The 23,530-nt window shown below is 64.8% G+C and carries 20 protein-coding genes; 11 read left to right on the top strand and 9 right to left on the bottom strand.

Translation table 11 applies throughout. The features are described from left to right. Window positions 1–59: 59 nt before the first annotated feature. Both QP803_RS02750 and QP803_RS02745 read right to left on the bottom strand, forming a co-directional pair. Window positions 60–2,537, bottom strand: coding sequence for a hybrid sensor histidine kinase/response regulator (locus QP803_RS02750; RefSeq protein ID WP_284946147.1), 2,478 nt, complete (start codon window positions 2,535–2,537; stop codon window positions 60–62). 262 nt (window positions 2,538–2,799) lie between these two features. Continuing rightward, on the bottom strand, window positions 2,800–4,944 hold the full coding sequence (locus QP803_RS02745) for a GGDEF/EAL domain-containing response regulator (protein ID WP_284946146.1): 2,145 nt from the start codon (window positions 4,942–4,944) through the stop codon (window positions 2,800–2,802). A gap of 333 nt (window positions 4,945–5,277) precedes the next feature. On the opposite strand from QP803_RS02745, the gene QP803_RS02740 reads away from it, so the two are divergent. The 3 genes from QP803_RS02740 to QP803_RS02730 all read left to right on the top strand — a co-directional run bounded on the left by QP803_RS02740 (window position 5,278) and on the right by QP803_RS02730 (window position 9,517). Beyond that, entirely contained in the window at window positions 5,278–6,219 is a 942-nt protein-coding gene (locus QP803_RS02740; RefSeq protein ID WP_284946145.1) for a crotonase/enoyl-CoA hydratase family protein, read from the top strand. Window positions 6,220–6,354: 135 nt separating this feature from the next. After that, window positions 6,355–8,166 (top strand): M3 family oligoendopeptidase, encoded by a 1,812-nt coding sequence (locus QP803_RS02735; RefSeq protein ID WP_284947808.1) that lies wholly within the window; start codon window positions 6,355–6,357, stop codon window positions 8,164–8,166. After that, window positions 8,159–9,517, top strand: coding sequence for an ABC1 kinase family protein (locus QP803_RS02730; protein ID WP_284946144.1), 1,359 nt, complete (start codon window positions 8,159–8,161; stop codon window positions 9,515–9,517). The genes QP803_RS02735 and QP803_RS02730 overlap by 8 nt, the downstream gene beginning before the upstream one ends. Window positions 9,518–9,687: 170 nt before the next feature. Here the strand turns inward: QP803_RS02730 and QP803_RS02725 are convergent, their stop codons facing one another. Beyond that, window positions 9,688–10,104, bottom strand: coding sequence for a DUF2442 domain-containing protein (locus QP803_RS02725; RefSeq protein ID WP_284946143.1), 417 nt, complete (start codon window positions 10,102–10,104; stop codon window positions 9,688–9,690). After that, on the bottom strand, window positions 10,097–10,327 hold the full coding sequence (locus QP803_RS02720; RefSeq protein WP_284946142.1) for a DUF4160 domain-containing protein: 231 nt from the start codon (window positions 10,325–10,327) through the stop codon (window positions 10,097–10,099). Before QP803_RS02720 ends, QP803_RS02725 begins: the two co-directional genes overlap by 8 nt. Window positions 10,328–10,498: 171 nt before the next feature. Between QP803_RS02720 and QP803_RS02715 the strand changes: the two genes are divergently transcribed. The 3 genes from QP803_RS02715 to mctP all read left to right on the top strand — a co-directional run bounded on the left by QP803_RS02715 (window position 10,499) and on the right by mctP (window position 12,982). Then, complete coding sequence (locus tag QP803_RS02715) at window positions 10,499–11,128, top strand: LysE family translocator (protein WP_284946141.1); 630 nt, start codon at window positions 10,499–10,501, stop codon at window positions 11,126–11,128. Between the two features lie 79 nt (window positions 11,129–11,207). Further along, the gene (locus QP803_RS02710; RefSeq protein WP_284946140.1) at window positions 11,208–11,429 is read left to right on the top strand and encodes a DUF3311 domain-containing protein; all 222 of its coding nucleotides are present in this window, start codon (window positions 11,208–11,210) and stop codon (window positions 11,427–11,429) included. Further along, window positions 11,426–12,982, top strand: a complete 1,557-nt coding sequence (gene mctP, locus QP803_RS02705) for a monocarboxylate uptake permease MctP (RefSeq protein WP_284946139.1) — start codon at window positions 11,426–11,428, stop codon at window positions 12,980–12,982. Before QP803_RS02710 ends, mctP begins: the two co-directional genes overlap by 4 nt. 43 nt (window positions 12,983–13,025) lie before the next feature. On the opposite strand, the gene QP803_RS02700 is transcribed toward mctP, so the two are convergent. Further along, complete coding sequence (locus QP803_RS02700) at window positions 13,026–13,646, bottom strand: TlpA disulfide reductase family protein (RefSeq protein ID WP_284946138.1); 621 nt, start codon at window positions 13,644–13,646, stop codon at window positions 13,026–13,028. Window positions 13,647–13,659: 13 nt separating this feature from the next. Here QP803_RS02700 and argH point away from each other — a divergent pair, with 13 nt between their 5' ends. The 5 genes from argH to betC all read left to right on the top strand — a co-directional run bounded on the left by argH (window position 13,660) and on the right by betC (window position 20,623). After that, the gene (gene argH / locus QP803_RS02695) at window positions 13,660–15,117 is read left to right on the top strand and encodes an argininosuccinate lyase (protein ID WP_284946137.1); all 1,458 of its coding nucleotides are present in this window, start codon (window positions 13,660–13,662) and stop codon (window positions 15,115–15,117) included. Beyond that, window positions 15,114–15,236, top strand: coding sequence for a hypothetical protein (locus QP803_RS02690; protein WP_284946136.1), 123 nt, complete (start codon window positions 15,114–15,116; stop codon window positions 15,234–15,236). The genes argH and QP803_RS02690 overlap by 4 nt, the downstream gene beginning before the upstream one ends. A 1-nt stretch (window position 15,237) precedes the next feature. After that, window positions 15,238–16,578, top strand: coding sequence for a diaminopimelate decarboxylase (lysA, locus tag QP803_RS02685; RefSeq protein ID WP_284946135.1), 1,341 nt, complete (start codon window positions 15,238–15,240; stop codon window positions 16,576–16,578). Next, a complete protein-coding gene (locus QP803_RS02680) occupies window positions 16,565–18,997 on the top strand; it encodes a DUF4175 domain-containing protein (RefSeq protein WP_284946134.1) in 2,433 nt (810 codons plus the stop codon). Before lysA ends, QP803_RS02680 begins: the two co-directional genes overlap by 14 nt. Before the next feature lie 96 nt (window positions 18,998–19,093). After that, window positions 19,094–20,623, top strand: coding sequence for a choline-sulfatase (betC, locus tag QP803_RS02675; RefSeq protein ID WP_284946133.1), 1,530 nt, complete (start codon window positions 19,094–19,096; stop codon window positions 20,621–20,623). A 225-nt stretch (window positions 20,624–20,848) separates the two neighbouring features. On the opposite strand, the gene QP803_RS02670 is transcribed toward betC, so the two are convergent. From QP803_RS02670 to QP803_RS02655, 4 genes are all read right to left on the bottom strand, one after another. Beyond that, a complete protein-coding gene (locus tag QP803_RS02670; protein ID WP_284946132.1) occupies window positions 20,849–21,181 on the bottom strand; it encodes a helix-turn-helix domain-containing protein in 333 nt (110 codons plus the stop codon). Beyond that, complete coding sequence (locus QP803_RS02665) at window positions 21,162–21,545, bottom strand: type II toxin-antitoxin system RelE/ParE family toxin (RefSeq protein WP_284946131.1); 384 nt, start codon at window positions 21,543–21,545, stop codon at window positions 21,162–21,164. Before QP803_RS02665 ends, QP803_RS02670 begins: the two co-directional genes overlap by 20 nt. Before the next feature lie 159 nt (window positions 21,546–21,704). Then, complete coding sequence (locus tag QP803_RS02660; protein ID WP_284946130.1) at window positions 21,705–22,739, bottom strand: SAM-dependent methyltransferase; 1,035 nt, start codon at window positions 22,737–22,739, stop codon at window positions 21,705–21,707. Beyond that, on the bottom strand, window positions 22,736–23,527 hold the full coding sequence (locus QP803_RS02655) for a DUF1295 domain-containing protein (protein WP_284946129.1): 792 nt from the start codon (window positions 23,525–23,527) through the stop codon (window positions 22,736–22,738). The genes QP803_RS02660 and QP803_RS02655 overlap by 4 nt, the downstream gene beginning before the upstream one ends. Between the last annotated feature and the right edge of the window lie 3 nt (window positions 23,528–23,530).

The following is a 23,530-nucleotide window of genomic DNA, read 5'->3' as shown; positions in this document are numbered from 1 at the left end:
CACCCTACGACGTCTTGTAGGGCGGGAAGAGCGAAGCGTCGTCCGCCATGCCACGTCGCTTAAGCCCGAATCGCCTTCCCCAACCGCGGACACTCGATTTCGAGCGCGCGCTTCACCCTGATCATCTCTTCATTGAGGCCCAGCAGCGCAGCCTGCCGCGCGGCGCGGTCGCCGATGTTGAGTTGCCGGAACTGCCGACACATCGCCACCACGCCCTGGGCGCCAATATTACCGGCGGCGCTGGTCAAGGCATGCGCCTCCGCCTGAAAAAGCGTCGTGTCGCCCATCTCGGCCGCCGCTGCGAGCGCAATCGTCAGGCTCTCCGCCTCCTTGAGGAACTCCTCGGCGATGGAGGCGAGAAAGTCCGGACCGCCGAGCGCCACCAGGCTCTGCAACATCTCCTGGCCGATCGCTGGCTGGGTCGGACGGTATCGCGGGCTGTCGCTGATGGGGGTGACGTTGCCACTGACAGGCCTGGGCAAACCTGCCACGGGCAAAATGTCGTCGATGATGTCGAGCAGGCGGTTCGGCTCGACTGGTTTGACGATGCAGAGATCCATCCCCGCCTCGCGGCAGCGTTCCGCCGTTTCGGGGGTCGCATCCGCCGTCAGTGCCAGGATCGGCAGCCGCTTCTCACCGGCGGTGGCGAAGCGATACAGCTTGGTCGCATCGATCCCGTTCAGCACCGGCATGTTGACGTCCATCAGGACCAGGTCGAACGCGCCAGTCTCCATCGCGTCCAGCGCCGCCTCACCATCTCCGACCAGCGTGCAGGTATGGCCACCCCGCTCCAGAATCTTCGCGACCACGTTCTGGTTGATGCGATTGTCGTCGGCCACCAGAACATGCAGCGGCGTCTCGCGCCGGCGGTCAGCGAGTGACGGCGCAAGGTCGGGGCTGAGCCGCGCCGCGATGGCGCGAAGCACGCAATCGATTTCGGTGCCCGGCGGGTCCTGACCCAGCACCGCCAGGGAGGCCCGGCGCGCCGCGAGCGGCGGCAGATCAGCAGGCGCATGGGCCGCCAGCAGAACGATCGGCGGCGCGGCGGCGCTTGCGCCGATGGTCAAGAGCTGCATCTGCCCATCGTCCTCGATATCCCCGCTATCGACGAAGACGGCAGCGACACCCCGCAGAAGGCCCATCGCCTGGCCTATGGCGCGCGACCCGGCGGCGGGCGGCAAGGCGTGCTGCGCGACAGCGGCGCCGCGTTCCTCCAGCCGGCGCACCAATCCCTGCAACCGCTCCGGCGCTTCGGACAGGATCGCGATCTTCATCACGGGCAAGGCCGGCTCCGCCTCGTGGGTTCTCAACAGGGGCAGCGAGACCCAGAACGTGCTGCCCTCCCCAAGGGCGCTCCGCACGCCGATTCTGCCGCCGTAGAGTTCGATCAGCTTGCGGGAGATCGCGAGGCCGAGGCCCGTGCCGCCGAAACGATCGATGATGGTCGCATCCGCCTGCGTGAAACTATCGAAGATGTGGGCCTGTGCCTCGGGCGCGATACCGATGCCGGTGTCGGTGATCTCGATCTGGAGCATCGCGCGCGCGGCGTCATGCGACACCGCATCGACGGAGATCAGGACCGATCCGCTGGCAGTGAATTTGACCGCGTTGCTGACGAGATTGAGCAGCACCTCGCTCACATGTTTGGCGTCGCCCAAATAGCGAGAGGGCGTGCGGGGCGTGATATGGGCGGACACGGTGATGCCCTTCGCCTTGGCCGCCGCCGAAACGATCCTTTGGACATTATTGATCATGGTCGGCAGGTCGAAGGGCGCCTGCTGCATCGGCATTTTGCCGGCTTCGATGCGGGAGAAGTCGAGGATGCCGTCGATCAGCGATAGCAGCGACCGCGCGGCCGTCCCCGTGGTGCGCACCATGTCCTGCTGTTCGGCATCGAGTTCCGTGCTGACCAGCAGGTCGCTCATGCCGATGACGGCATTGAGCGGCGTGCGGAGTTCGTGACTGACGCTGGCGAGAAACAGGCTTTTCGCCTGGCTTGCCTCTTCGGCAATGCGCTTGGCCGCCGACAGGCTGCGGATGAGCGACGCCGTGTAGAGGGGAATGACCAGAAGGCCCATCGAAAGCCCCCCGGCCAGAAAGGGGTCGTGGCGCCAATAGCGGGTGCTGATGACGCAGAGAAGGAACCCGACCAGGGCGAGCGCCGTCGCCACCCGGAGGTAGAGCAGGCCGAACCGAAAGCCATAGCCGAGCGCGATCCAGAGATAGGCCGGAAACAACGGTGCTGCGATATGGCCGCCGATATGCATCCCCACCGACAGCACAGAGATATCGGTGAGCAGCTGCACCACCACCCGCAGCCGGGACGGCCGCGCCCGGATGACGAGGTCTAGGAAGAAGCCGAGGCCGAACACGGCATAGATCGCGCTCAAAACCAATGGCAGGGATGAGTCGAGCGACCCACGGCTGTTCAGGATGCTGAGATAGGCAAAGATCCCAAGCGCTATGACGAGGCGGTTGAGAATAATCTGGTATTCGGTGCCTTTGCCCCGGCGCAGACGCGCGCCAGCCCATTGCAAAACCGCAACAATGTCCGGTGTGGATCGAGGCCGGGGAGCCCGCACAGGGTTACGGGACTCGGCCGCGCGGCTATCTTTGGGGCGTTGAAAATACGGCAGCTTCACTCAAACCATATCCGGTTGCGGCACATAGGATATCGCAGCCGATCCAGGCACGCGGGTCTTTGACCCGTTCAGGTTTGCCGGTTTGCCACTGTCCCCCTGCGGGGTCCAACAAATTCGCAACGATTTGTAACGATTTGCCGATGGCGGAAGCGGCAGTTCAATGGCTCGCTGGGGACAGCGTGATGGTATGAGCCCGGTAATAGGCCTCGAACTCCGCCGCAGGCAGCGGCCGGCTGAACAGAAAGCCCTGAACCTCGTCGCAGCCCTCGGCCAAAAGCTCGGCCAGCTGTGCCTCGGTTTCCACGCCCTCCGCGACCACCCGCAGCCCCAGCCCTCGGCCCAAGCCGATGATCGCCCGAATGATCGCCGAGCCGCCGGTTCGGGTCGTGATGTTCTGGATGAAGACCTGATCGATCTTGAGCCGATTGACGGGAAGGTTTTCGATATAGCTGAAGGACGCGTAGCCGGTTCCGAAGTCATCGATCGAAAAGGAGATGCCGAGCGCCTGGAGTTCCAGAAGCTGGCGCCGCGCCGTCTCCTGGTCGTCGAGATAGGTCGTCTCGGTCAATTCGATGTCGATGAGGCCAGGTGACACCCCCGCCTGTGTCACCGCGTCCCCGACCAGCCGTGCGATATCGTGCTGGCGGAAGATGGTTGCCGACAGGTTGATCGCGACGCGGGTGGGCATGGCTGCACTTTCCCAAGCCGCAGCCTGCCGGCAGGCTGCCTCCAACACCCAAATGTTGAGGTGATCCATCAACCCGGCGTCTTCCGCCAAAGGCAGGAAATGATTAGGCGCTAGCAGACCCCGGGTCGGATGGTTCCAGCGCACCAGCGCCTCGACCCCCGTGATCGCGCGGCTGCTGGCGTCGAGCTGGGGCTGATAATGGAGCGTGAGTTCGTTCCGCAGCAGCCCCGCCCGCAAGTCGATTTCAAGCTGAGCCGCATCCTGCACCGAGGCCTGCATCGCCGGCTCGAAGCGGCAAAACCGATTGCGACCCCGCTGCTTGGCGCGATACATCGCCAGATCCGCCGTCTTGAGCAGGCTTTCCAGCGTCGTCCCATCCGTCGGGAACAAGGTAATGCCGAGGCTGCAACTGCTGCTGATGGGCCGATCGTCGAGCACGAAAGGCTCGGCGAACGCCTCGGTGATGCGGGCGGCCAGGACCTCGGCTTCGCCCGGACCCTCGATCCCGGTTTGGATGATCGCGAATTCGTCTCCACCCAGGCGACCGATCGTGTCGGTGCTGCGTACAAGACGCCGCAACCGGTCGGCCACCTGAATGAGTAGCGCATCGCCCGTGTGGTGGCCGAAGGCGTCATTGATGCTCTTGAAGCGGTCGAGATCCAGGAAATGCAGGGCGAAAACGGTCTCATCCAGAGCCGCGCGATCGACCACGTTCTGCAGGCGAAGATGAAGTTGCAGGCGGTTCGGCAGGCCCGTCAGCGGGTCGTGATGGGCAAGATGATGCAGGTAGCGCTCGGCACGCTTCCGCTCGGTGATGTCGAGGGATGTGGTCAGCACCGAAGTCACGACATCCGGGCCGGTTGTCAGCGGCGTCTTCGTTGTCAGAAAAACTCTGGAAACGCCGGCGGAATCCTCGATCTCCTCCTCGAAGGCCGGCAAGGGCAGACCGCTCGAAAAGACACGCGCGTCCAGTTGCCGCGACCGCATGCCGTGCTCGCCCTCGAAGGCAGCCGCCCGGCCATTCGGGTTAGGGCCGCCGGGCCCGATCAGGCTTGCCTGGAAGGCGTTGACGAAGATGCAGTCACCATGCCGATCCGATGCGCTGATCATGGCGGGCACCGTATCGATCACCTGCGCGAGGCGATCGCGGCTGTCGCGCAGCAGCTCCTGCCGCTCCTGCTCGACGTCGTGAAGTTCTTGCGCCAAAGCATGCGCGCGATTGCGGATCAGCTTTTGGCGGGTGCCGAGCTTCAGCAGGTTGCGCGCCCGCGTCACGAATTCCGCATGATCGATCGGTGACTGGACGAAGTCCGTCGCACCGGCCTCCAAAGCCTCCAATCGATACTCGCGGTCGTCATAGGCGGTCATCACGATGATCGGCACATCGACGCCATTGGGCAGCGCACGCACCCGCTGCGTGAATTTGGCGCCGGTCATCTGCGGCATTTTGAAGTCAGTAATGATCAGGTCGGGAGTCCTGGTCGCGATCCAGGCCAGCGCCGGGTCAGGACCCGAAAACGCTTCAACCTGGATCTCGTCGCCCAGCAAACCTGCGAGCTTCGAGAAGATCGCCCGGTTCGTCGCGCGGTCATCAACGATGACGATAAACGGCATGGCGTCCCCAATTACGACGCCACCCGGACCCGGGACAGGTTGGGGGACGCCCGCTCACTGGCGCCATCCCTAGACCAAGTGAACGCGGACTAGAACCTTAATCTCCGCCAATCCACTGATGCGCGACACAATAGGCGTAGAAATTTATCCCCTTTAGGGGCGATTTGCGAGCCAGGGTTTCGGGCGTATCCCGGAAAAACCCTTCACTATGGCATCACTCGCCTAAGGACACGTGGACTTGAAGAGGCGCCTGCAACCTGAAGATTAGTCTGGTCCGGGGGCGTTTCGTTCCTCCGTCACATCGATCACCATCTTTTCTGTTTGGAGACTACCATGACCTTCATTACCAATCCCCGAATACTCGCCTCCGCCGCTCAGGCCGGGGGCCGCCTGCAAAGTCAGGATGGCGCGCTCGCCAACCTCACATCCGGCTACTACCCAACGATGCAGGTGGAACTTGATCCGCATGCCCGCGCCCTGTTCTGCTTCATGCGCCCGGATGGCCGCCCCAGCTACACACCGGAACTGCTGCGCGACATGAGCGCGATCCAGCGCGATATCTACTGCGCAACGACCGCGCCGGCGCCTGCGGCGTTTCGCTATGTCGTGGTCGGCTCCCGCATTCCGGGCGCGTTCAACCTTGGCGGAGACCTGCACTTGTTCGGCGCCCAGATCCGCGCCGGAAACCGCGCGGCGCTTCAGGCCTATGCCCATGCCTGCATCGACATCGTCTATACCAATGCCACCGGCTACGACCACAGGGTCACGACCGTCGCTCTCGTTCAGGGCGCGGCGCTGGGCGGTGGCTTCGAGGCGGCGCTGTCCTGCAACCATATCGTCGCGGAAAAGAGCGCGACTTTCGGCCTGCCGGAAGTGCTGTTCAACCTGTTCCCCGGCATGGGCGCCTATTCGTTTCTGTCACGCCGGATGGATGCCATCCGCGCCGAGAAGCTGATCCTCAGCGGCCGCGTCTTCACGGCGACGGAGCTTTACGACATGGGCCTGGTGGATGTCCTGGCCGAGGATGGCGATGGCGAAGCAACCCTGCGCACGTACCTCGCGCGGCTGGACCGCCGCTACAATACGCATCAGGCGGTTTTGCAGGCGCGCCATCGCGTCCACCCGCTCACCCGTGAAGAATTGATCGCCGTCGTCGATGTCTGGGTCGATGCGGCGCTTAATCTGGAAGAGGCCGATCTGCGTAAGATGGACCGGCTGGTGAAGGCCCAGACCCGTCGGCATGGCGACGTCGGCCTGCGCAGCGCCGCGGAATGAGCGGGGGCATCACGAGCCCTGCGCTGCCCGACGCTATGACCCTGCCGATGCTTGCCCTAAACTATCTCGGCAGAGCGAAGGAGACTAGACATGGTTCGAGGCGACACACCGCGTCTGCCGGATAGCCCTGCCGCGATGGCGGCGCTTGCCCCGGCGGAGCTGTTGCCGCGTTGGGATCTGACCGATCTCTACGACGGCATGGAAAGCCCGGCCCTGCTGCGCGATCTGGATCAGGCGCGGGCCGAATCCGCGGCCTTCCGACAGGCCTATGCGGGAAAACTCGCAGACCAGACCGCCGCCGGCCTCGCCGAGGCGCTGATTGGCTATGAGCGGATCGAGGAGAGGCTGGGGCGCATCATGTCCTATGCGCAACTCCTGTTCAGCGGGGATTCGTCCGACCCCGTGATCGCGCGCTTCTACCAGTCGATGAGCGAAAAAGTGACGGAGATCACCACCGACCTGTTGTTCTTCACGCTGGAACTGAACCGTCTGGACGAAACCGACCTCGCCCCCAAGTTGCTGGACCCGGCGCTCGCGGGCTGGCGCTCCTGGCTCGATGATTTGCGGGTCTTCAAGCCGCACCAACTGTCCGATGAGATCGAGACGCTGCTGCATGAAAAGGAAGTCACCGGCGCCAGCGCCTGGAGCCGCCTTTTCGATGAAACGATGTCGGGCCTGAAGGTCACAGTCGGGGAAGACCAGCTGACGGTCAGCGATGCCCTCAACCTCATGTCAGACCGCGACCGCGCGAAGCGCGAAGCGGCTGCCACGGCCATCAGCGCGACCTTCGCGCAGAATATCCGGCTATTTTCTTTGATCACCAATACCCTGGCCAAGGATAAGGAGACGTCGGACCGCTGGCGCCACTATCCGTCACCGGGAAGCTACCGCAACCGCTCCAACATGGTGGAGGACGAGGTTGTCGAGGCTTTGGTCTCCGCTGTCGTGGCCAATTTTCCCCGGCTGTCACACCGCTATTACACGCTGAAGGCCGGTTGGCTCGGCCTGCCCAAGCTCCAGCATTGGGACCGCAACGCCCCGCTTCCCGCCGATGTCGACCAGACGATCCCCTGGGACGAGGCGCGCGCGCGCGTGCTGTCGGCGTATAGCGGCTTTAGCCCGGTGCTCGCCGATGTCGGCAGTCGCTTCTTCGACAAGCCCTGGATCGACGCCGGCCTGCGGCCCGGCAAGTCGGGCGGTGCCTTCGCGCATCCGACCGTGCCTTCGGCCCATCCCTATATCTTGATGAACTACCACGGCCGCACGCGGGACGTGATGACGCTCGCGCATGAACTCGGCCATGGCGTCCATCAGGTTCTGGCGGGGGAGGCGCAGGGCTATCTGCGTTCCGGCACGCCGCTGACCCTCGCTGAAACCGCCAGCGTCTTCGGGGAGATGCTGACGTTTCGCGCCATCCTGGACGCCGAGACTGATCCGGCGCGCCGACGCCTGATGCTGGCGAACAAGGTGGAGGATATGCTGAATACGGTGGTGCGGCAGATTGCCTTCTACCGTTTCGAAGCAAAACTTCATGCGGAGCGACGCAGCGGCGAATTGCTGCCCGAGCGTATCGGCGAAATCTGGATGGATATCCAGACCGAGAGCCTGGGGCCGGCCTTCACCTTCACGCCCGATTACGCCTGCTATTGGGCCTATATTCCGCACTTCGTGCATTCGCCCTTCTACGTCTACGCCTATGCCTTCGGGGATTGCTTGGTCAACGCGCTGTATGCCGAGTTCCAGGACGGCCATCCCCGCTTCCAGGAAAAATATCTGGACATGCTGCGGGCCGGTGGGACGAAGCGGCATCGGGAGCTGCTGGCACCCTTCGGATTGGATGCGGCGGACCCCGCCTTCTGGACACGCGGGCTCGACATCATCGCGGGCTTCATCGATCAGTTGGAAGCAGACGACAGCGACGGGCACAGGACCATGCCGCATGGCTGACAAGGTGGAAGGCCGAGAAGCGACCTTCTTCGGCGGTGTGCGGCGTTTCGCGCGCACCTCCGGTGCGGTCGGCGGCATCGCGGCCCGCGTGGCGGGGGAGCGCGTCTTCGGCATCAAGACGGATCGCGCCGCCCATGCCGAAGACCTGCGCGCGATCCTGGGCGGCCTGAAGGGGCCGCTGATGAAGGTGGCGCAGATTCTGACCACCATTCCGGACGCCCTGCCCCCGGAATACGCAGCGGAACTGTCGGAACTGCAGGCCAATGCGCCCCCCATGGGCTGGCCTTTCGTGCGGCGCCGCATGGCGGGCGAATTGGGGCCGGAGTGGCAGTCTCGCTTTGCCAGTTTCAGCCAGGACGCGTCTGCGGCGGCGAGCCTGGGACAGGTTCACAAGGCGACGCTGCACGACGGGCGCGAGGTCGCCTGCAAGCTGCAATACCCGGACATGCCGAGCACGGTGGAGGCTGATCTTCGCCAACTCAAGCTCGCGATGGCGATTTATCACCGCATGGATAACGCCATCCAGAACGACGAGATCTACAAGGAACTCGCCGAACGGCTGCGTGAGGAGCTGGATTACCTGCGTGAGGCGGCGCAGATGCGCCTCTATGAGGCGATGCTCGCCGATGTCGCGGATGTGCATGTGCCGGTCGCGATCCCCGAATTGACCACGCCCCGCCTGCTGACCATGAGCTGGCTGGAGGGTGGGCCTTTGCAGCGCTGGATCGAGACTGATCCGCCGCTGGAGGCCCGCAATCGTGTGGCCGAGGCGCTGTTCCGCGCCTGGTATGTGCCCTTCTACCGCTACGGCATCATTCACGGCGACCCGCATCTGGGCAATTACCAGGTGCGGCCCGATGGCGCCGTGAACCTGCTCGACTTCGGGGCGATCCGGGTCTTTCCCCCAAGCTTCGTGAGCGGCGTGATCGCCCTGTTCGAAGCGGTGCGCGACCAGGACGACGCCAAGGCGGGCGATGCTTATCGCGGCTGGGGTTTCCAGGACATCACGCCCGAGAAGGTGACGGTGCTCAATGGCTGGGCGCGGTTCTTGTATGAGCCTTTGTTGGAGGACCGGGTGCGCCGCATCCAAGAGACTGATGGCCAGTTCGGCCGCACGGTCGCGGAGGGTGTGCATTCCGGCTTGAAGAGCATCGGCGGCGTTCGCCCGCCACGCGAATTCGTGCTGATGGACCGTTCGGCGGTGGGGCTGGGCAGCGTGTTCCTGCGCCTCAAGGCGGAGCTGAACTGGAGCAAGCTATACCGCGAAGTGACGGCCGATTACGACGAGGGGATGGTCGCGCAGCGCCAGGCTGAGGCCTTGTCAGTTGCCGGGGTTCCCCCGCCGAAATAGGCGGCGAAACCATCGCCCCCAGGACCATTGTCATCCCCGGGCTTGACCGCCAGGCGGCGCGCCCGGGGACCCACCCCTCGTGGCGCCATCACGACGTTCCGACGCAGTAACGGGTAGGCCCGCGGATCGAGTCCGCGCATGACGATTGTATCGTTTCCGCACGCGCTGGCTCATGCGGTCGCCACGTTGCGGGGCCGCCCGCCTCGTTTTCCGTTCTCACGGGCGGTCACCGCCTTGGCTTCGGTGCGGGCCTGCCCGCCGGCCGCGCCGAGGCGCGCAGCCATCCAGCGCCGCGACCCCAACACGCCTTCCAGAAGGGCGGGCACATAAAGATCCGCGTCGATCTTTGGGAAATGAAGACCGAGGCCGGCCGCCTCTATGTCGATGACTGTCAGGTCTTCAGCCGAGGCGTCTCGCAGACCCTCGACGTCGCGCGGTGTCAATCCCAGTTCAACACCGGTCGACAGCCGCACGATGACCCGGTCGCGGCCCTGATCATAGTGGGCACTCACGGCAATGGGCCCGCGCAGAAGGGCATCGCCGCGAGCCTTGGCGGCCTCGAACTCCTCTGTGGTCAGATCAGCCATGTATCCTCCTCCACGCCTCAATGAGAGCCGCCTTGTTTGCGGCAACGATTCCAACAGCTCTCCTGGCGTCGCGCTCGCTGCATCGGACGACCGTTCTGACCTCCATGACATGGATGTTGATCACCACGGACCATCCCGGCCCCAAGACATGCACATGCGCGGGAGGGTGATCGTTCGGGTAGATCGCAACCCTTAAGCCATCAAGGATCAGAACCGTTGGCATAAGCCTTTACACCATAAACCCAAGCGCTTGGAAAATCGAGTCCGTGATGGCATGGTATCGCCTCGTGGCGAATAACGCTTCGCTCATCCGCCCTACTGCGCGTGTTGGTAGGGTGGATAAGCGCAGCGTCATCCACCATCCTCGCCGCGTCGCCCAGCAAGGTCTAAGGCCGTGGTCCACCACTACTTCGTTGTTCTGAGCACGATCGCCGCCCTGTGGCTCGCGGCCATGGTGGCACCTGGGCCGGACTTTCTGCTCATTACCCGCCTGTCCATCGCCCATGGACGCCGCACCGCGCTGCGCGCCGCCTTGGGAATCGCCACTGGCGTCGCGACCTGGGGGACGGCGGGCTTCTTCGGCATTCACGCCCTGTTTGTGGCCTCGCCATGGCTCTATCTCGCGCTGAAGGTCGGCGGCGGTGCCTATTTGCTGTTCCTGGGTGTCCGCCTCTTCGCGGGAAGCTGGAAGCCGGCTGCACCGGAGGCCGCAGAGGCCCGCCCCAACCGGGAGATCCGCGCCTTTCGTCTCGGTCTGCTGACGAATATCGCAAATCCGAAAGCGCCGCTGTTCGTATCGAGCCTCTTCGCCGCAACCATGCCCCATCACGCGCCGGCGATGCTCGGTGTCGCGGCAATCTGCCTGATGTTCGCAATCGCCGTTGGTTGGCTGGGGCTCGTTGCACGCTTCCTGACCATTCGGCGTTTTGCCGATGCCTTCATGCGTGGGCGCCGCTGGATCGACCGTGTTGCCGGCCTGGCCTTCATGGGCTTCGGGACGAAGCTGGTTCTCGACCGGTCATAACCCCCACCGATTTGCGCGATGCGGCCGGGAGTTGGTAGGAAACCTCGCGCCCTGAAGAGGCGTGGTCTGGAGGAAATTCTTGCCCAAAACACCGCGCTCGGGTGCCACATACTGGCGCCTTCTGCTGCTCCTGCCGATCGTGGCCGTGGTCTGGCTGCCTTTCTATGACCATGTCGGCCCGACGCTCTGGGGCTGGCCGTTCTTCTATTGGTACCAGATGCTGTGGGTGCTCCTCACCGCCCTCATCACCGGCTTCGTCTTTCTCATGGAAGACGCCGGCTACGAGGAGAGCGGGCAATGACCGATCTGGCCCTGCAGCCTGTGGCGCTGGCGGTCTTCCTCGTGCTGTTCGTCATAGTGACCGTGCTCGGCTTCATGGGTGCGCGCTGGCGCCGGGGCGATCTCGATACCCTGCATGAATGGGGCCTCGGCGGCCGGCGCTTTGGAACGCTGATCTCCTGGTTCCTGCTCGGCGGCGATCTCTATACCGCCTATACCTTCGTCGCGGTCCCTGCGCTGATCTACAGTGTCGGGGCGATTGGCTTCTTCGCCGTGCCCTATACGATCCTGATCTATCCGATCCTCTACAGCGTGTTCCCGCGCCTGTGGCGCATCTGTGCGCGCCACGGCTACCTGACGGCACCGGAATTCGTGCGCGGCCGGTTTGACAGCCGGGCCCTGTCCCTCGCTGTCGCCGTCACCGGCATTCTCGCGACCATGCCCTATATCGCCCTGCAACTCGTCGGCATGCAGGTGGTGATCGCGGCACTCGGCCTGCAAGGCTCCGGCCTCTGGGCCGATCTGCCATTGTTCGTGGCCTTCGTGGTGCTGGCGGCCTTCACCTATACCAGTGGGCTACGTGCGCCCGCGATCATCGCCGTGGTAAAGGATCTGCTGATCTACGCGACGGTGATTGCCGCCGCCGTCATCATCCCGATGCATCTCGGTGGCTGGGGCAAGATCTTCGCGGCCGTCCCCGCCGCCAAGCTCACCTTGCCGGTGCCGGGGCCCAATACCCTCGGCAGCTACGGCGCCTATGCGACCCTTGCCCTCGGCTCGGCCTTGGCGCTGTTCCTGTATCCCCATTCCATGACGGGCATTCTCGCCGCCAGCAGCGGCCGAGTGATCCGGCGCAATGCCGCGCTGCTGCCAGCCTACTCCTTCATCCTCGGCCTGCTCGCGCTGCTCGGCTTCATGGCGATCGGCTACGGCGTCGGCCATGCGCCCGAATATGCCGCCGGCTTCCACCGCTACGGCCCGAACTTCGCCGTGCCCGCGCTGATCCTGGCGGCCTTCCCACCCTGGTTCGCGGGCGTGGCTTTCGCTGCCATCGCCATCGGCGCCTTGGTGCCGGCCTCGATCATGTCGATCGCGACCGCCAATATCTTCACGCGTGACATCTACAAGGTCTTCCTCAAGCCCGGCGCCACCGACGTGCAGGAATCGCGCATGGCGAAGTTGGTTTCGCTGGTCGTGAAGCTGGGCGCCCTGGTCTTCATCCTGGTGCTGCCAACGACGGCCGCGATCCAATTCCAGCTTCTCGGCGGCATCTGGATCATCCAGACTCTGCCGGCGGTGATGCTCGGCCTGCTGCGCTGGCGGTTGCGTCCCGGCGCGCTGCTGCTCGGGTGGGCCTGCGGCATGGCCGTCGGCACCGCCATGGCGGCCTCGACACACTTCAAGAGCGCGACCTTCGCGCTGCATCTGCCGGGCGCCTTCATCGCGCCGGGATACGCGGCGCTTTATGCGCTGATCGTCAATCTGATCGTGGCGCTGGTTCTGTCCGCCATCATGAACGCCATGCGCTCGGCCGAGGCCACCGCGCGCGACCCGGCCGAACGCTTCGGGTTTTAGTGGCGGAATACGCTCCGCTTTTCCGCCCTACGGCATTGCGGCCCTAAATTTTGACGGACGCCGCTTTGGACAGGGCGTTGTCGAGGCTCTTCTTGGTGTTCGGACCGCACAGCGACCGCACATGGTCCGCGACCTCGGCTGTGCCCCAATCCGCGCCACCGACGAGGCGGGCGCGGGGATGGCCTTCACGGTCGAAAATCACCGTCACCGGAATGCCGGGCACCTGCCAGGCTTGGGTGATGGCCCCGCCGGGATCGAGCAGGATCGGCAGATGTTCGATGTCGTGGCTATCGTAGAAGGCGCGCACCGCGCCGGCCCCCCCGATATCGGAGGAGACGGGCAGCACCACGATACCGTCCGGCGCGAGGGTCGCGGCCAGCCGGTCCATGGTCGGCAGTTCGGCCACGCAAGGGCCGCACCAGGTTGCCCAAAGGTTAAGCACGACGCCGCGCCCCCGATAGTCCGCGAGCGTTCGTACCGTGTTATTCGCGGTGAAGAACCTGAACGCTGGCAGCGTCACGCCAGGGTCGATCGCCACCATAGACTGGGCGTTGCCGAGGTCCTGCGCATGGGCCGCGCTCGGCCACGAGTTGCCGCCGATGACACCGGCCGCTACCGTGGCGCCTGCGACCAGCGCGCGGCGGCGCGAAACCTTCAAGCTCATTGGGATACGCTCCTTGAACGACAGCAGTCAGCCGCTTACGGCTCAGACGCCCCGGCCGGCCGAGACCCGCTCCGCCGGCGCGAATGCAAGCTGGGGGGGCCGCTTTGCGGCGGGCCCCGCCCAGATCATGAGCGACATTAACGCCTCCATCGGCTTCGATAAAAGGATTTGGCGTCAGGATATTCGCGGCTCCCTCGCGCATGCAGCCATGCTGGCCGGAATTGGTGTGCTTTCCACCGATGACGAAGCCGCGATCATCGAGGGGCTGGCCGCCATCGGCGCGGAGATCGAGGCCGGGGTCTTCCCCTTCGATGTCGCGCTGGAAGACATCCACATGAACATCGAGGCGCGGCTGACCGAGCGTATCGGCGATGCCGGCCGCCGCCTCCACACGGCGCGTAGCCGCAACGACCAGGTCGCGACTGACTTCAAGCTGTGGGTGCGGGACGCGATCGACGGCCTCTCTGGCCAGATGGCGGATCTGATGCTCGCGCTGGCGCAGCGCGCGGCGGAGCATGCGTCCCACCCCATGCCGGGCTTCACCCATCTGCAAACCGCGCAGCCGGTGACCTTCGGTCATCATCTGCTCGCTTACGTCGAAATGCTGGCGCGCGACCGCAGCCGGCTGGCCGATTGCCGCCGCCGGCTGAATGAATGCCCGCTGGGCGGCGCCGCCCTCGCCGGAACCTCCTTCCCGATCGACCGGCACCAGACCGCCGCCGCCCTCGGCTTCGATGGCCCGACCGCCAATTCGATCGATTCCGTCTCAGACCGCGATTTCGCGCTGGAATTCCTGGGTGCCGCCGCGATCTGCGCCGTGCATCTGTCGCGCTTCGCGGAGGAGATCGTCATCTGGTGCAGCGCACCCTTCCGCTTCATCCGCCTGTCGGACGCCTTCACCACCGGCAGTTCCATCATGCCGCAGAAGCGCAATCCGGATGCCGCCGAATTGGTCCGCGCCAAGACCGGGCGTATCGCGGGTTCGCTGGTGGCCTTGCTCACGGTCATGAAGGGGCTGCCACTCTCCTACGGCAAGGACATGCAGGAAGATAAGGAGCCGGTTTTCGAAGCGGCAGACGCGCTCGCCCTGGCGCTCGCCGCCACTGCCGGCATGGTGCGCGACCTGATGCCGGAACTGGCGCGCATGGAAGTGGCGGCGGGTCAGGGCTTCGCCACCGCGACCGACCTTGCGGATTGGCTGGTGCGCACGCTGAAGCTGCCCTTCCGCCAGGCCCATCATGTCACCGGCAAGCTGGTCGCTTTGGCCGAGGCGCGGGATGTGGATCTCGCGCAGCTCGACCTCGGGGCCATGCAATCGATCGAGCCCGGCATCACCGCCGATGTCTATGGCGTGCTGACCGTCGCGGCCTCCGTCTCCTCCCGCACCAGCCATGGCGGCACGGCGCCCGCGAATGTCGCGCGGGAGGCCGCGCGATGGCTGACCGCACTGGACAGGGAGTTGGTGGCGTGATCCGCCTTCTCGCCCTGGCCGCGCTGCTGGCGCTTGCCGCCTGCGGCAAGGTCGGCGCGCCGTCCCCGCCCGGACCGGCGAGCGACATCACCTATCCGCACACCTATCCGTCTTACTGAGATGGCCGATTTTGAAGTCTCCCTGGCCCAGGAGCCGGATGCCGCCAGCCTGATCGCGGCGCATCCGAATCTGCGCATGGACCCCGTTGACGGCCTTTGCCTGGAAGGCGTGCCCCTCGCCGTGATCGCCAAAGATCTCGGCACGCCCTGCTGGGTCTATGGCGCTGGCACCATCCGCACCCGGTTGGCGGCGCTGCGGGATGCCTTCGATCAGGCCGGCCTCGGCGCCACGCATATCCATTACGCCGTTAAGGCGAACGACCATCTTGCCGTCCTCACCGTCATGGCCGAGGCGGGCGTGGGCGCCGATGTCGTCAGCGCCGGCGAATTGCAGCGCGCCCTCAAGGCCGGCATTCCGCCTAGCGCCATCGTCTTCTCGGGCGTTGGAAAGTCGGCGGCCGATCTTCGTCTCGCCGTCGCCGAAGGCATCGCCCAGATCAACGTCGAAAGCGTCGAGGAACTGGCGATGCTATCCGCCATCTCCGCCACGGCGGGCCGGACCATCGACGTCACGCTGCGCGTGAACCCGGATGTCGATGCAGCGACCCATGCCAAGATCACCACCGGCAAGGCCGACAATAAGTTCGGCATCGCCTGGACTGAGGCCGCTGCCGCCTACGGCTTTGCTGGCTCCCTGCCCGGCCTGCATCCGGTCGGGCTCGCAACCCATATCGGCAGCCAGATCCTGTCGGCCGCGCCGTTTCGTGCGGCCTATGCCCGCATCGCGGAGTTGGTGCGAGACCTGCGGGCCGCCGGCCATACAGTGACGCGCGTCGATTGCGGCGGGGGTATCGGCATTCCCTATGAGGGCGAGCAACCGGCGCCGCTGGCGGAGATTGCCCAGGCGCTGGCGGAGACGCTCGGCGGCCTCGACCTCGACCTGATGGTCGAGCCTGGGCGCTGGCTGGTCGGACCCGCCGGGGTTCTGCTCAGCGCCGTCGTGCTGGTGAAACAGACGGCGGAGCGCCGCTTCGTGGTGCTGGACGCTGCAATGAACGACCTCGTGCGGCCGGCCATGTATGACGCCTGGCACGGCATCCTGCCCGTCGCTGCCGACAGAATGGCCGCGCCCGCGACACCGGCCGACATCGTCGGACCCGTCTGCGAAAGCGGCGATACCTTCGCCAAAGACCGCGTGATCGCGGCGCTGGAGGCTGACGCCGTGGTGGCGATCCTCGACGCCGGGGCTTACGGTGCGGTGATGAGTTCCACCTATAATGCCCGCCCCCTGGCCACCGTCGCTTTGGTGGACGGGTCGCAGTGGGACGTGATCCGCCCCCGGCAGGAGATGTCCGATCTCTGGTCGCGGGAGATCGTGCCGGCCCGTTTTGGGACGCGCTGACCGCCGCCCGAAGGATCGCCTGACGCGGCGCATCGCCCGCTGGCGGCGCGCGACCAAGCTGCTGCTGATCACCGAAGCGCTATGGCCCGTGATCTGGGCGCCATTGGCCGTTGTCGGTGTCTATCTCTGTGCGGCTTTGCTCGATCTGCCGCAGCGTCTCGGGGCGCGGATCAACACCGCCCTGCTCGTGACCGATCTGGTCATGGCCGCAATCTGGCTCGCGGTCGGCCTTTGGCGGCTCCACTGGCCAGACGACGCGGCGGTCCGCCAGCGACTCCAGCGCGCCTCGGGCCTGACGCATGACCCCATCGCCGCGCTGGAAGATACGCCGGCGCAGACCGATGCCTTCGCCCGTGCCTTGTGGGACATTCACCGCGCGCGGAGCGTCGCGGCGCTGCGGACACTGCGCCTGGGATGGCCGCAGGGCCTTGGCGGGCGGGACCGCTTCGCCCTGCGCGGTACGGTGCTGGTGGCGCTGGCCATTGCCGTTTTCGTCGCGGGACCTGCCGCGCGCAGCCGGCTCGACCGTGCCTTCACCCTCGACACCGGCCTGTTCTGGGGCTCTTCCGTGCCGCCGACCGTCACGGCATGGATCACGCCGCCGGCCTATACCGGCCGGCCGCCAGTGCTGCTGCCGGCCTCGCAGGGAACAATCAGCGTGCCGGCAGGGTCGCGACTGACTGTCACGGTGTCGGGCGTGCAACGCCCACCGCATCTGGACGCCCAGGCCTTCCAGGTTCTGGACGCGAGCAGCTTCCAACACGACAGCACATTGACGCAGAGCGGGCTGCTGACGCTGCGCGGCGGCGGGCAGAGGCTCGCCCATTGGCAGATATCCGTGGCCCCAGACGCGCCGCCGACCATCGCCTTCACGGCACCACCGGGACCCGACGGCACCAGCGCGAGCCTCCGCCTGCCCTGGCGGGCGACGGACGATTATGGCGTCGCCTCCGCCATGATGGAGGCGCGCCTCCAGGCCCATCCCGATGCGCCGCCGCTGATTCAGACACTCAGCCTGCCGGACAGCGCGACACCCACCATCGCCGGCGTTCAGGTCTCCGACCTCTCGGCAAACCCCTGGGCGGGCCTGCCGGTCACGCTGAGACTGACCGCGCGGGACGCGCTCGGTCAGCAGGGCGCGACGACACCGCTGGTCATGACCCTGCCGGAGCGGGCCTTTACCGATCCCTTCGCGCGTCGGGTCATCGCCATTCGCAAATTCCTCGTCATGGCGCCGAACATTCAGGAGTCTGAAGGGCGGGATGCGGCGGCTCATGCCGTCCTGGAGACCGCCGCCGAGGTCAGCCAGGCCGGCAAGCCGGCGTCTGTCGTGCTGCCGCTGGCGGCCACCGGCTGGTTGCTGGTGGACGATTTCCAACCGGGGGCGGTCGCCGAGGCGATCGACCGGCTGTGGCAGGTCGCCTTGCATTTGGAGCAGGGTGACGCCGCCGATACCGCCCAATCCCTGCGCGCGGCGCAGGATGCCTTGCAGCAGGCCCTACAATCCAAATCACCCGATGCGGGCCAACTGTCCCAATTGATGAAGGCCGTGCAAGCGGCTGTGCTGCAACACCTGTCGACCCTGATGCAGATGGTGCAACGGCAGAACGGCGCCATCGGCGCGCCATCCAATGGGCCTCGGCTCGACCTGTCGGATCTCGCGCGGGAGATGCAGGCGATGGAAGCAGCCGCCCGCGCCGGCGACGCCCAGGGCATGCGCGATCATCTCGCGGCCCTCGAGAAAGAGCTGCAGGCGCTGGAGCAGGCCCGCGTCGTCAAGCCTGACCCCGCGCAGCAGGCGGCACGCCAGCAGGCGATGAAGGACCTGGCGGCGCTTCAGGGCATGATGAAGCAGCAGTCCGCGTTGATGGATCATTCCGCGCGCCGCCTGACTTCTGAGACTCCAGACCCTAGTGGCCAACGGCGGGACGGCGTGGCCCAGGATGCACTTCGCCGCGCCCTGCATGGCCTGTCCTCGCGTCTCGGCACTTCCGTCGATGGTGCAGGCCAGTCGATGGGGGAAGCGACGCGCCAGCTCAATCAAGGCCAGGACGGCGCGGCGACGGCGGCCCAGCAGCAGGCGCTGACCGCCATGCAGCAAGCCGCGAACCAGCTTGGGCAAAAGCTGTCGCGGCAGTCAGGCCAAGGCGCCATGATGATTGGCGATGGCCAGAGCGGCGAGGCGCCCGGTGACTCGTCCGGAGACGGATTGCTGCCGGGTGACAGCGGCACCGACCCCTTCGGCAGACCGCTTCCCACCGGCCACGGAAGCAGCCTCGGCTCGGACATCGCCGTGCCCGATGGCTCCAGCCAGGCACGGCTGCGCGCGATCTTGCAAGATCTCCGCGCCCGCGCCGGTGACCGGTCACGCCCGCAGCCGGAGCTGGATTACATCGATCGGCTTTTGCAACCGTTTTGATGACGCGATTGACCAAAGCGGATGGCGGAATAGGCTGCGCGTTTCCGCCTGACGAAGCGTCCGATGGGCGTGTCCCTCAAACTCACGGAACCTCCTGTGGCATCCAGGCCGAACATCCTCATCCTCATGGCCGACCAGCTTACGGCCGGGGCATTGCCCGCCTACGGCAATCCGGTTGCCAAGACACCGCATCTCGATCGCCTGGCGCGGGAGGGCGTGGTCTTCGATGCCGCCTATTGCAACAGCCCGCTCTGCGCACCGTCCCGCGCCGTGTTGATGTCGGGGCGCCTGCCCTCCGCCACCGGTGCCTATGACAATGCGGTGGAGTTCCCGTCCCAATCACCGACCTTCGCGCATTACCTGCGCGCGGACGGTTACCGCACCATTCTCGCTGGCAAGATGCACTTCTGCGGCCCCGACCAGTTGCACGGCTTCGAGGAACGGCTGACGACGGACATCTATCCCGCCGATTTCGGCTGGACGCCGGATTGGACGCGCCCGAAGGAGCGTCTAGATTGGTTCCATTCCATGGATAGCGTGACGCAGGCGGGTCTTTGCGTGCGCACCAATCAGATGGATTTCGATGAGGAGGTCGGCTTCGCCGCCCGGCAGAAGCTGTACGACATCGCGCGCGACAGCGACGATCGGCCCTTCTGCATGATCGTGTCGATGACGCATCCGCACGACCCCTTCACCATGGCCGATCCCTATTGGTCACGCTACGCGGATGCGGAGATCGACATGCCGCGCGTGCCAGCATCCGTTTCCGCCCATGATCCCCATGCCGCGCGCCTCCGCCATGTTTGCGGCCAGGACCTGCAGGAGATTACCGACGATCAGGTGCGGGCCGCGCGCCACGCCTACTACGCCGCCATTTCCTATTTTGACGATCACGTCGGCGCTCTGGTCGGCGCGCTGACCGAGACGAAACTGGTTGATGACACCATCGTGATCGTCATCGCCGATCACGGCGAAATGCTCGGTGAGCGTGGCTTGTGGTTCAAGATGAGCTTTCATGAGGGCGCATCGCGCATCCCCTTGATCGTCCATGCGCCGGGCCGTTTCGCGGCGCACCGGGTGTCGGCGCCCGTCTCGCTCGTGGACATCCTGCCGACACTCGGCGCAATGGCGCGGAATGGCGCCGAGGCCGCGTATGCGACCGCTCATGATGGGCGGAGCCTTTTGCCCTATTGCAACGGCGAGGATGATGACGGCGTCGTCTTTGGCGAATACTGCGCCGAGGGTGTGGTGGCGCCGATGATCATGATCCGCCGCGCGCGCTTGAAGTACATCCACTGCCCGACGGACCCTGACCAGCTCTATGATCTTTCGGTTGATCCCGATGAGCTGGACAATATCGCCGCGCGGGCGCCGCACGACCCGCGGCTGCTCGCACTGCGGGCAGAGGCGGCAGGGCGCTGGGATCTCGATCGGCTGCATGCCGATGTTCTGGCAAGCCAGAAGCGGCGGATTTTCGTGAACGGAGCGCTGTCGCAGGGCCATCAAACGTCGTGGGATTTTCAGCCCCTGCGCGACGCGAGTCAGATGTATATGCGCAACCACATGAAGCTCGACGATCTTGAGGCGATGGCGCGATTCCCAAAAGTGGTGCCCACGCGTTCGTGATCGCGCCGACTCTATGGTCCGGATTATGTGCCCTAGTATCAGCATAGTTGTCGCGCAGCGTGAGCGCCGCCACCGATCATGGGTAGCCTGGAATTATGAGAGACGTCACATCGAAAGCGGGCACCGGCCCCCGCCCCTGGCCGATCATTGTGGCGATCGTCATCAGCGTGGCGCTGATCGGCGCCTACGCCCTTGTCAGCCGGTATGTGATCTAGCAGTCCCTTCCTACATCAGCACTTCAAGCCCCTTCCGGCGAATGACGTTCAGCAGTATCAACGCTGGGCCGGTTGCCGTGGTTTCTCCACGTTCAAGCTTGGAGATGTAACCAGTGCTCATGTGAAGGTAACGGGCGAGAGCGCCCTGGCTCATCTGGGCTTTTTCACGGATTGCACGGATGTCGCCACCCGTAATAGGCGCATCCGTAGGCAGAACGTCTGATCCTATGTGCCGCACGGTGATTTTGCGGTAGGTATCTTCTTTCATGAGACCGAGACGGAGCTGGTCATGCGCCATTTCCATAATCTCGTTCTGTAAACGGCTAGGACTTTTCGTCGTCATAGTCGATCTCCTTTAGCGTGCCATCATTGATCGCCTGTGAAATCGATCTCTCATCCGCTGCAAGCCAATTCAGACCGATTGTCTGCAACGCCCCTAAATCATCATGCTCAATATTCTCGCGATCACTCTTGGCGAAACCATAGAGAATGACCGCCCGCGTGGCTGTGCGAATGGCGACGATCATGCGGAAGCCGCCCGATCGCCCCTGACCCGGCCGAGCAACGCGCTGCTTAATGAGGCTACCACCAAGATCCGCATCAACCAGGCCCCGGTTAGCCCGATCGACCGCCTCGCGCAGACTACCGGCGCTGATGCGTTCTTGCCGGGTGAACTTGACCACCCCTTTCGTCAGGAAAACTCGCAACAAACACCCGTCCCAAGAGAACTATAGTTCAATAGACCATGGTTTTCAAGGTAATCTTACGTGGCATCGCCTATAACTCAAAGGATGAGTTCCGAGCCTGGGTTTGGCGGATGACGCGTCGCTTATCCGCCCTACGACGCACGTTTGTTATGCGCGACGCTACCCGACCGGCAACATGCGATAATGACTGACGCCCCACTCGGTGCCCTTTGCATGACCGAACAGACCGGCGGTCGCCAGAAAGAACAACCGCCAACGACGCTCCCAGATCGCGGTTTCCGCGCCATAGACCGGCGTCAGGATCTCGCGGATCGCAGGGCGATTGGCATCGAAATTGGCCAACCACGCCTCGGCCGTCTTCTGGTAATGCGTGCCGCTCCAGCGCCACTCCTCAGCAATGCGGAAAACGTCCGGGAATTGCCGCATCAAGCCGTGGCTCGGCATGATTCCACCGGTGAAGAAGTGACGCGCGATCCAGTCGCCCTCATCGCCGGCATCGAACCGATAGGGGGCACGGCGATGCGTGAAGATATGGATCATGGCCATGCCGGCCGGACGCAGCCAGCGCCGCATGTTCTGTAACAGAGGGCGCCAATTGGCCATATGTTCGAACATCTCCACCGAGACGATGCGGTCGAACCGACTGGCGGTCGTGAAATCGTTCATATCCGCCGTAATCACGCGCAGATTTCCCAATCCCTTTTCGGCGGCGACCTGTTCGATATGGGCGCGCTGAGAGGATGAGTTGGAAACGGCGGTGATCCGCGCACCCGGGAAGCGCGATGCCATGAACAGGCTCAACGAGCCCCAGCCGCAGCCGAGTTCCAAAATGTCCTGACCATCCGCCAGGACTGCGTGCTCAACCGTCGCTTCAAGCGCCAGGAATTCGGCCTCAGCCAAAGTCTCGTCACCCGTCTCATACAGACAGCTCGAATATTTGCGCCTTGGGCCCAACACGAGTTCGAAGAAGGCCGCCGGCACTTCATAATGCTGCGCATTGGCCTCGGCCGTATTTTGCGCGATCGGGAACGCCGCCATGGCAGTCGCGAACTCCGCATCAGGCTCCGCGTCACCTGCGGCCGAAAGCTTGCGCCGCGTCTGTTCCACCATCATCGTGATGCCGGCGCGCGACAGCCGGTCTGGCAGCGACCACCGCTCTGCGGCCGAGGCGGCCAATGCCGCGAGCGAGGTCATGACGCGCGTCCCTTGGGCGGCAGGGGGAAAAACTTGCTGACCCGCCGTTGATAATCGCGAAAGGCGTCACCGCGGGAGCGCAGCATATGCTCCTCGGTCGGCGGAATGCCGGAGCCGTAGACCAGCACGACATACATGACGATGGGACCGAGCCAGGCGAGCCAGCCCCAGGTCCAGCCCAAAGCAAAGACGGCGTAAGACACCCAGATCAGCCATTCGAAGAAGTAGTTGGGATGGCGGGACCAGCCCCAGAGCCCGACTTCGCAGATCTTGCCTTTATTCGCCGGCACCTTCGCGAATTGCCGAACCTGCTCGTCCGACAAGGCCTCACCGCAAATGGACAGGATGGCGATAACAATCGCCACGATATCCAGGGCGGTCAGACCCGGGATCGGGTTGCGGCCAGCCAGCATGATAAAGCATGCCAGGATGAAGACGCTGGCTGCCTGCATTTGCAGGAAGACGAACATCTTCCAGCCGTAGCTCTGACCCCAGCTTTCCTTCAGCTTCGCGTAGCGCGGATCGTCGTGGCCCTTCAAAGCCCGGCGGACGATATGGCTCCCCAACCGCAAAGCCCAGATGGCCGCGACCAGGCTGACCACGATCTGACGGGTCGTGAGCGCGCCAGCATGCAGCGGCCACAGCGTCAGTCCGATGCCGGCGGCGCCTGTGCCAAAGGTCCAGCAGACATCCACCCAGCTGCTATTGCCGCTGCTTTGCTGAACGCGCCAGGCAATGACCATGAGAAGGGAGCAGAGAACCAGAACCGCGAGCAACAGGAGGGTCATGCT

It is taken from the genome of Acidisoma sp. PAMC 29798 (genome assembly GCF_030252425.1).
Taxonomy (GTDB): domain Bacteria; phylum Pseudomonadota; class Alphaproteobacteria; order Acetobacterales; family Acetobacteraceae; genus Acidisoma; species Acidisoma cladoniae.
Note: the sequence above shows the minus strand (reverse complement) of the source record. Positions and strands in the feature narration are given on the sequence as shown.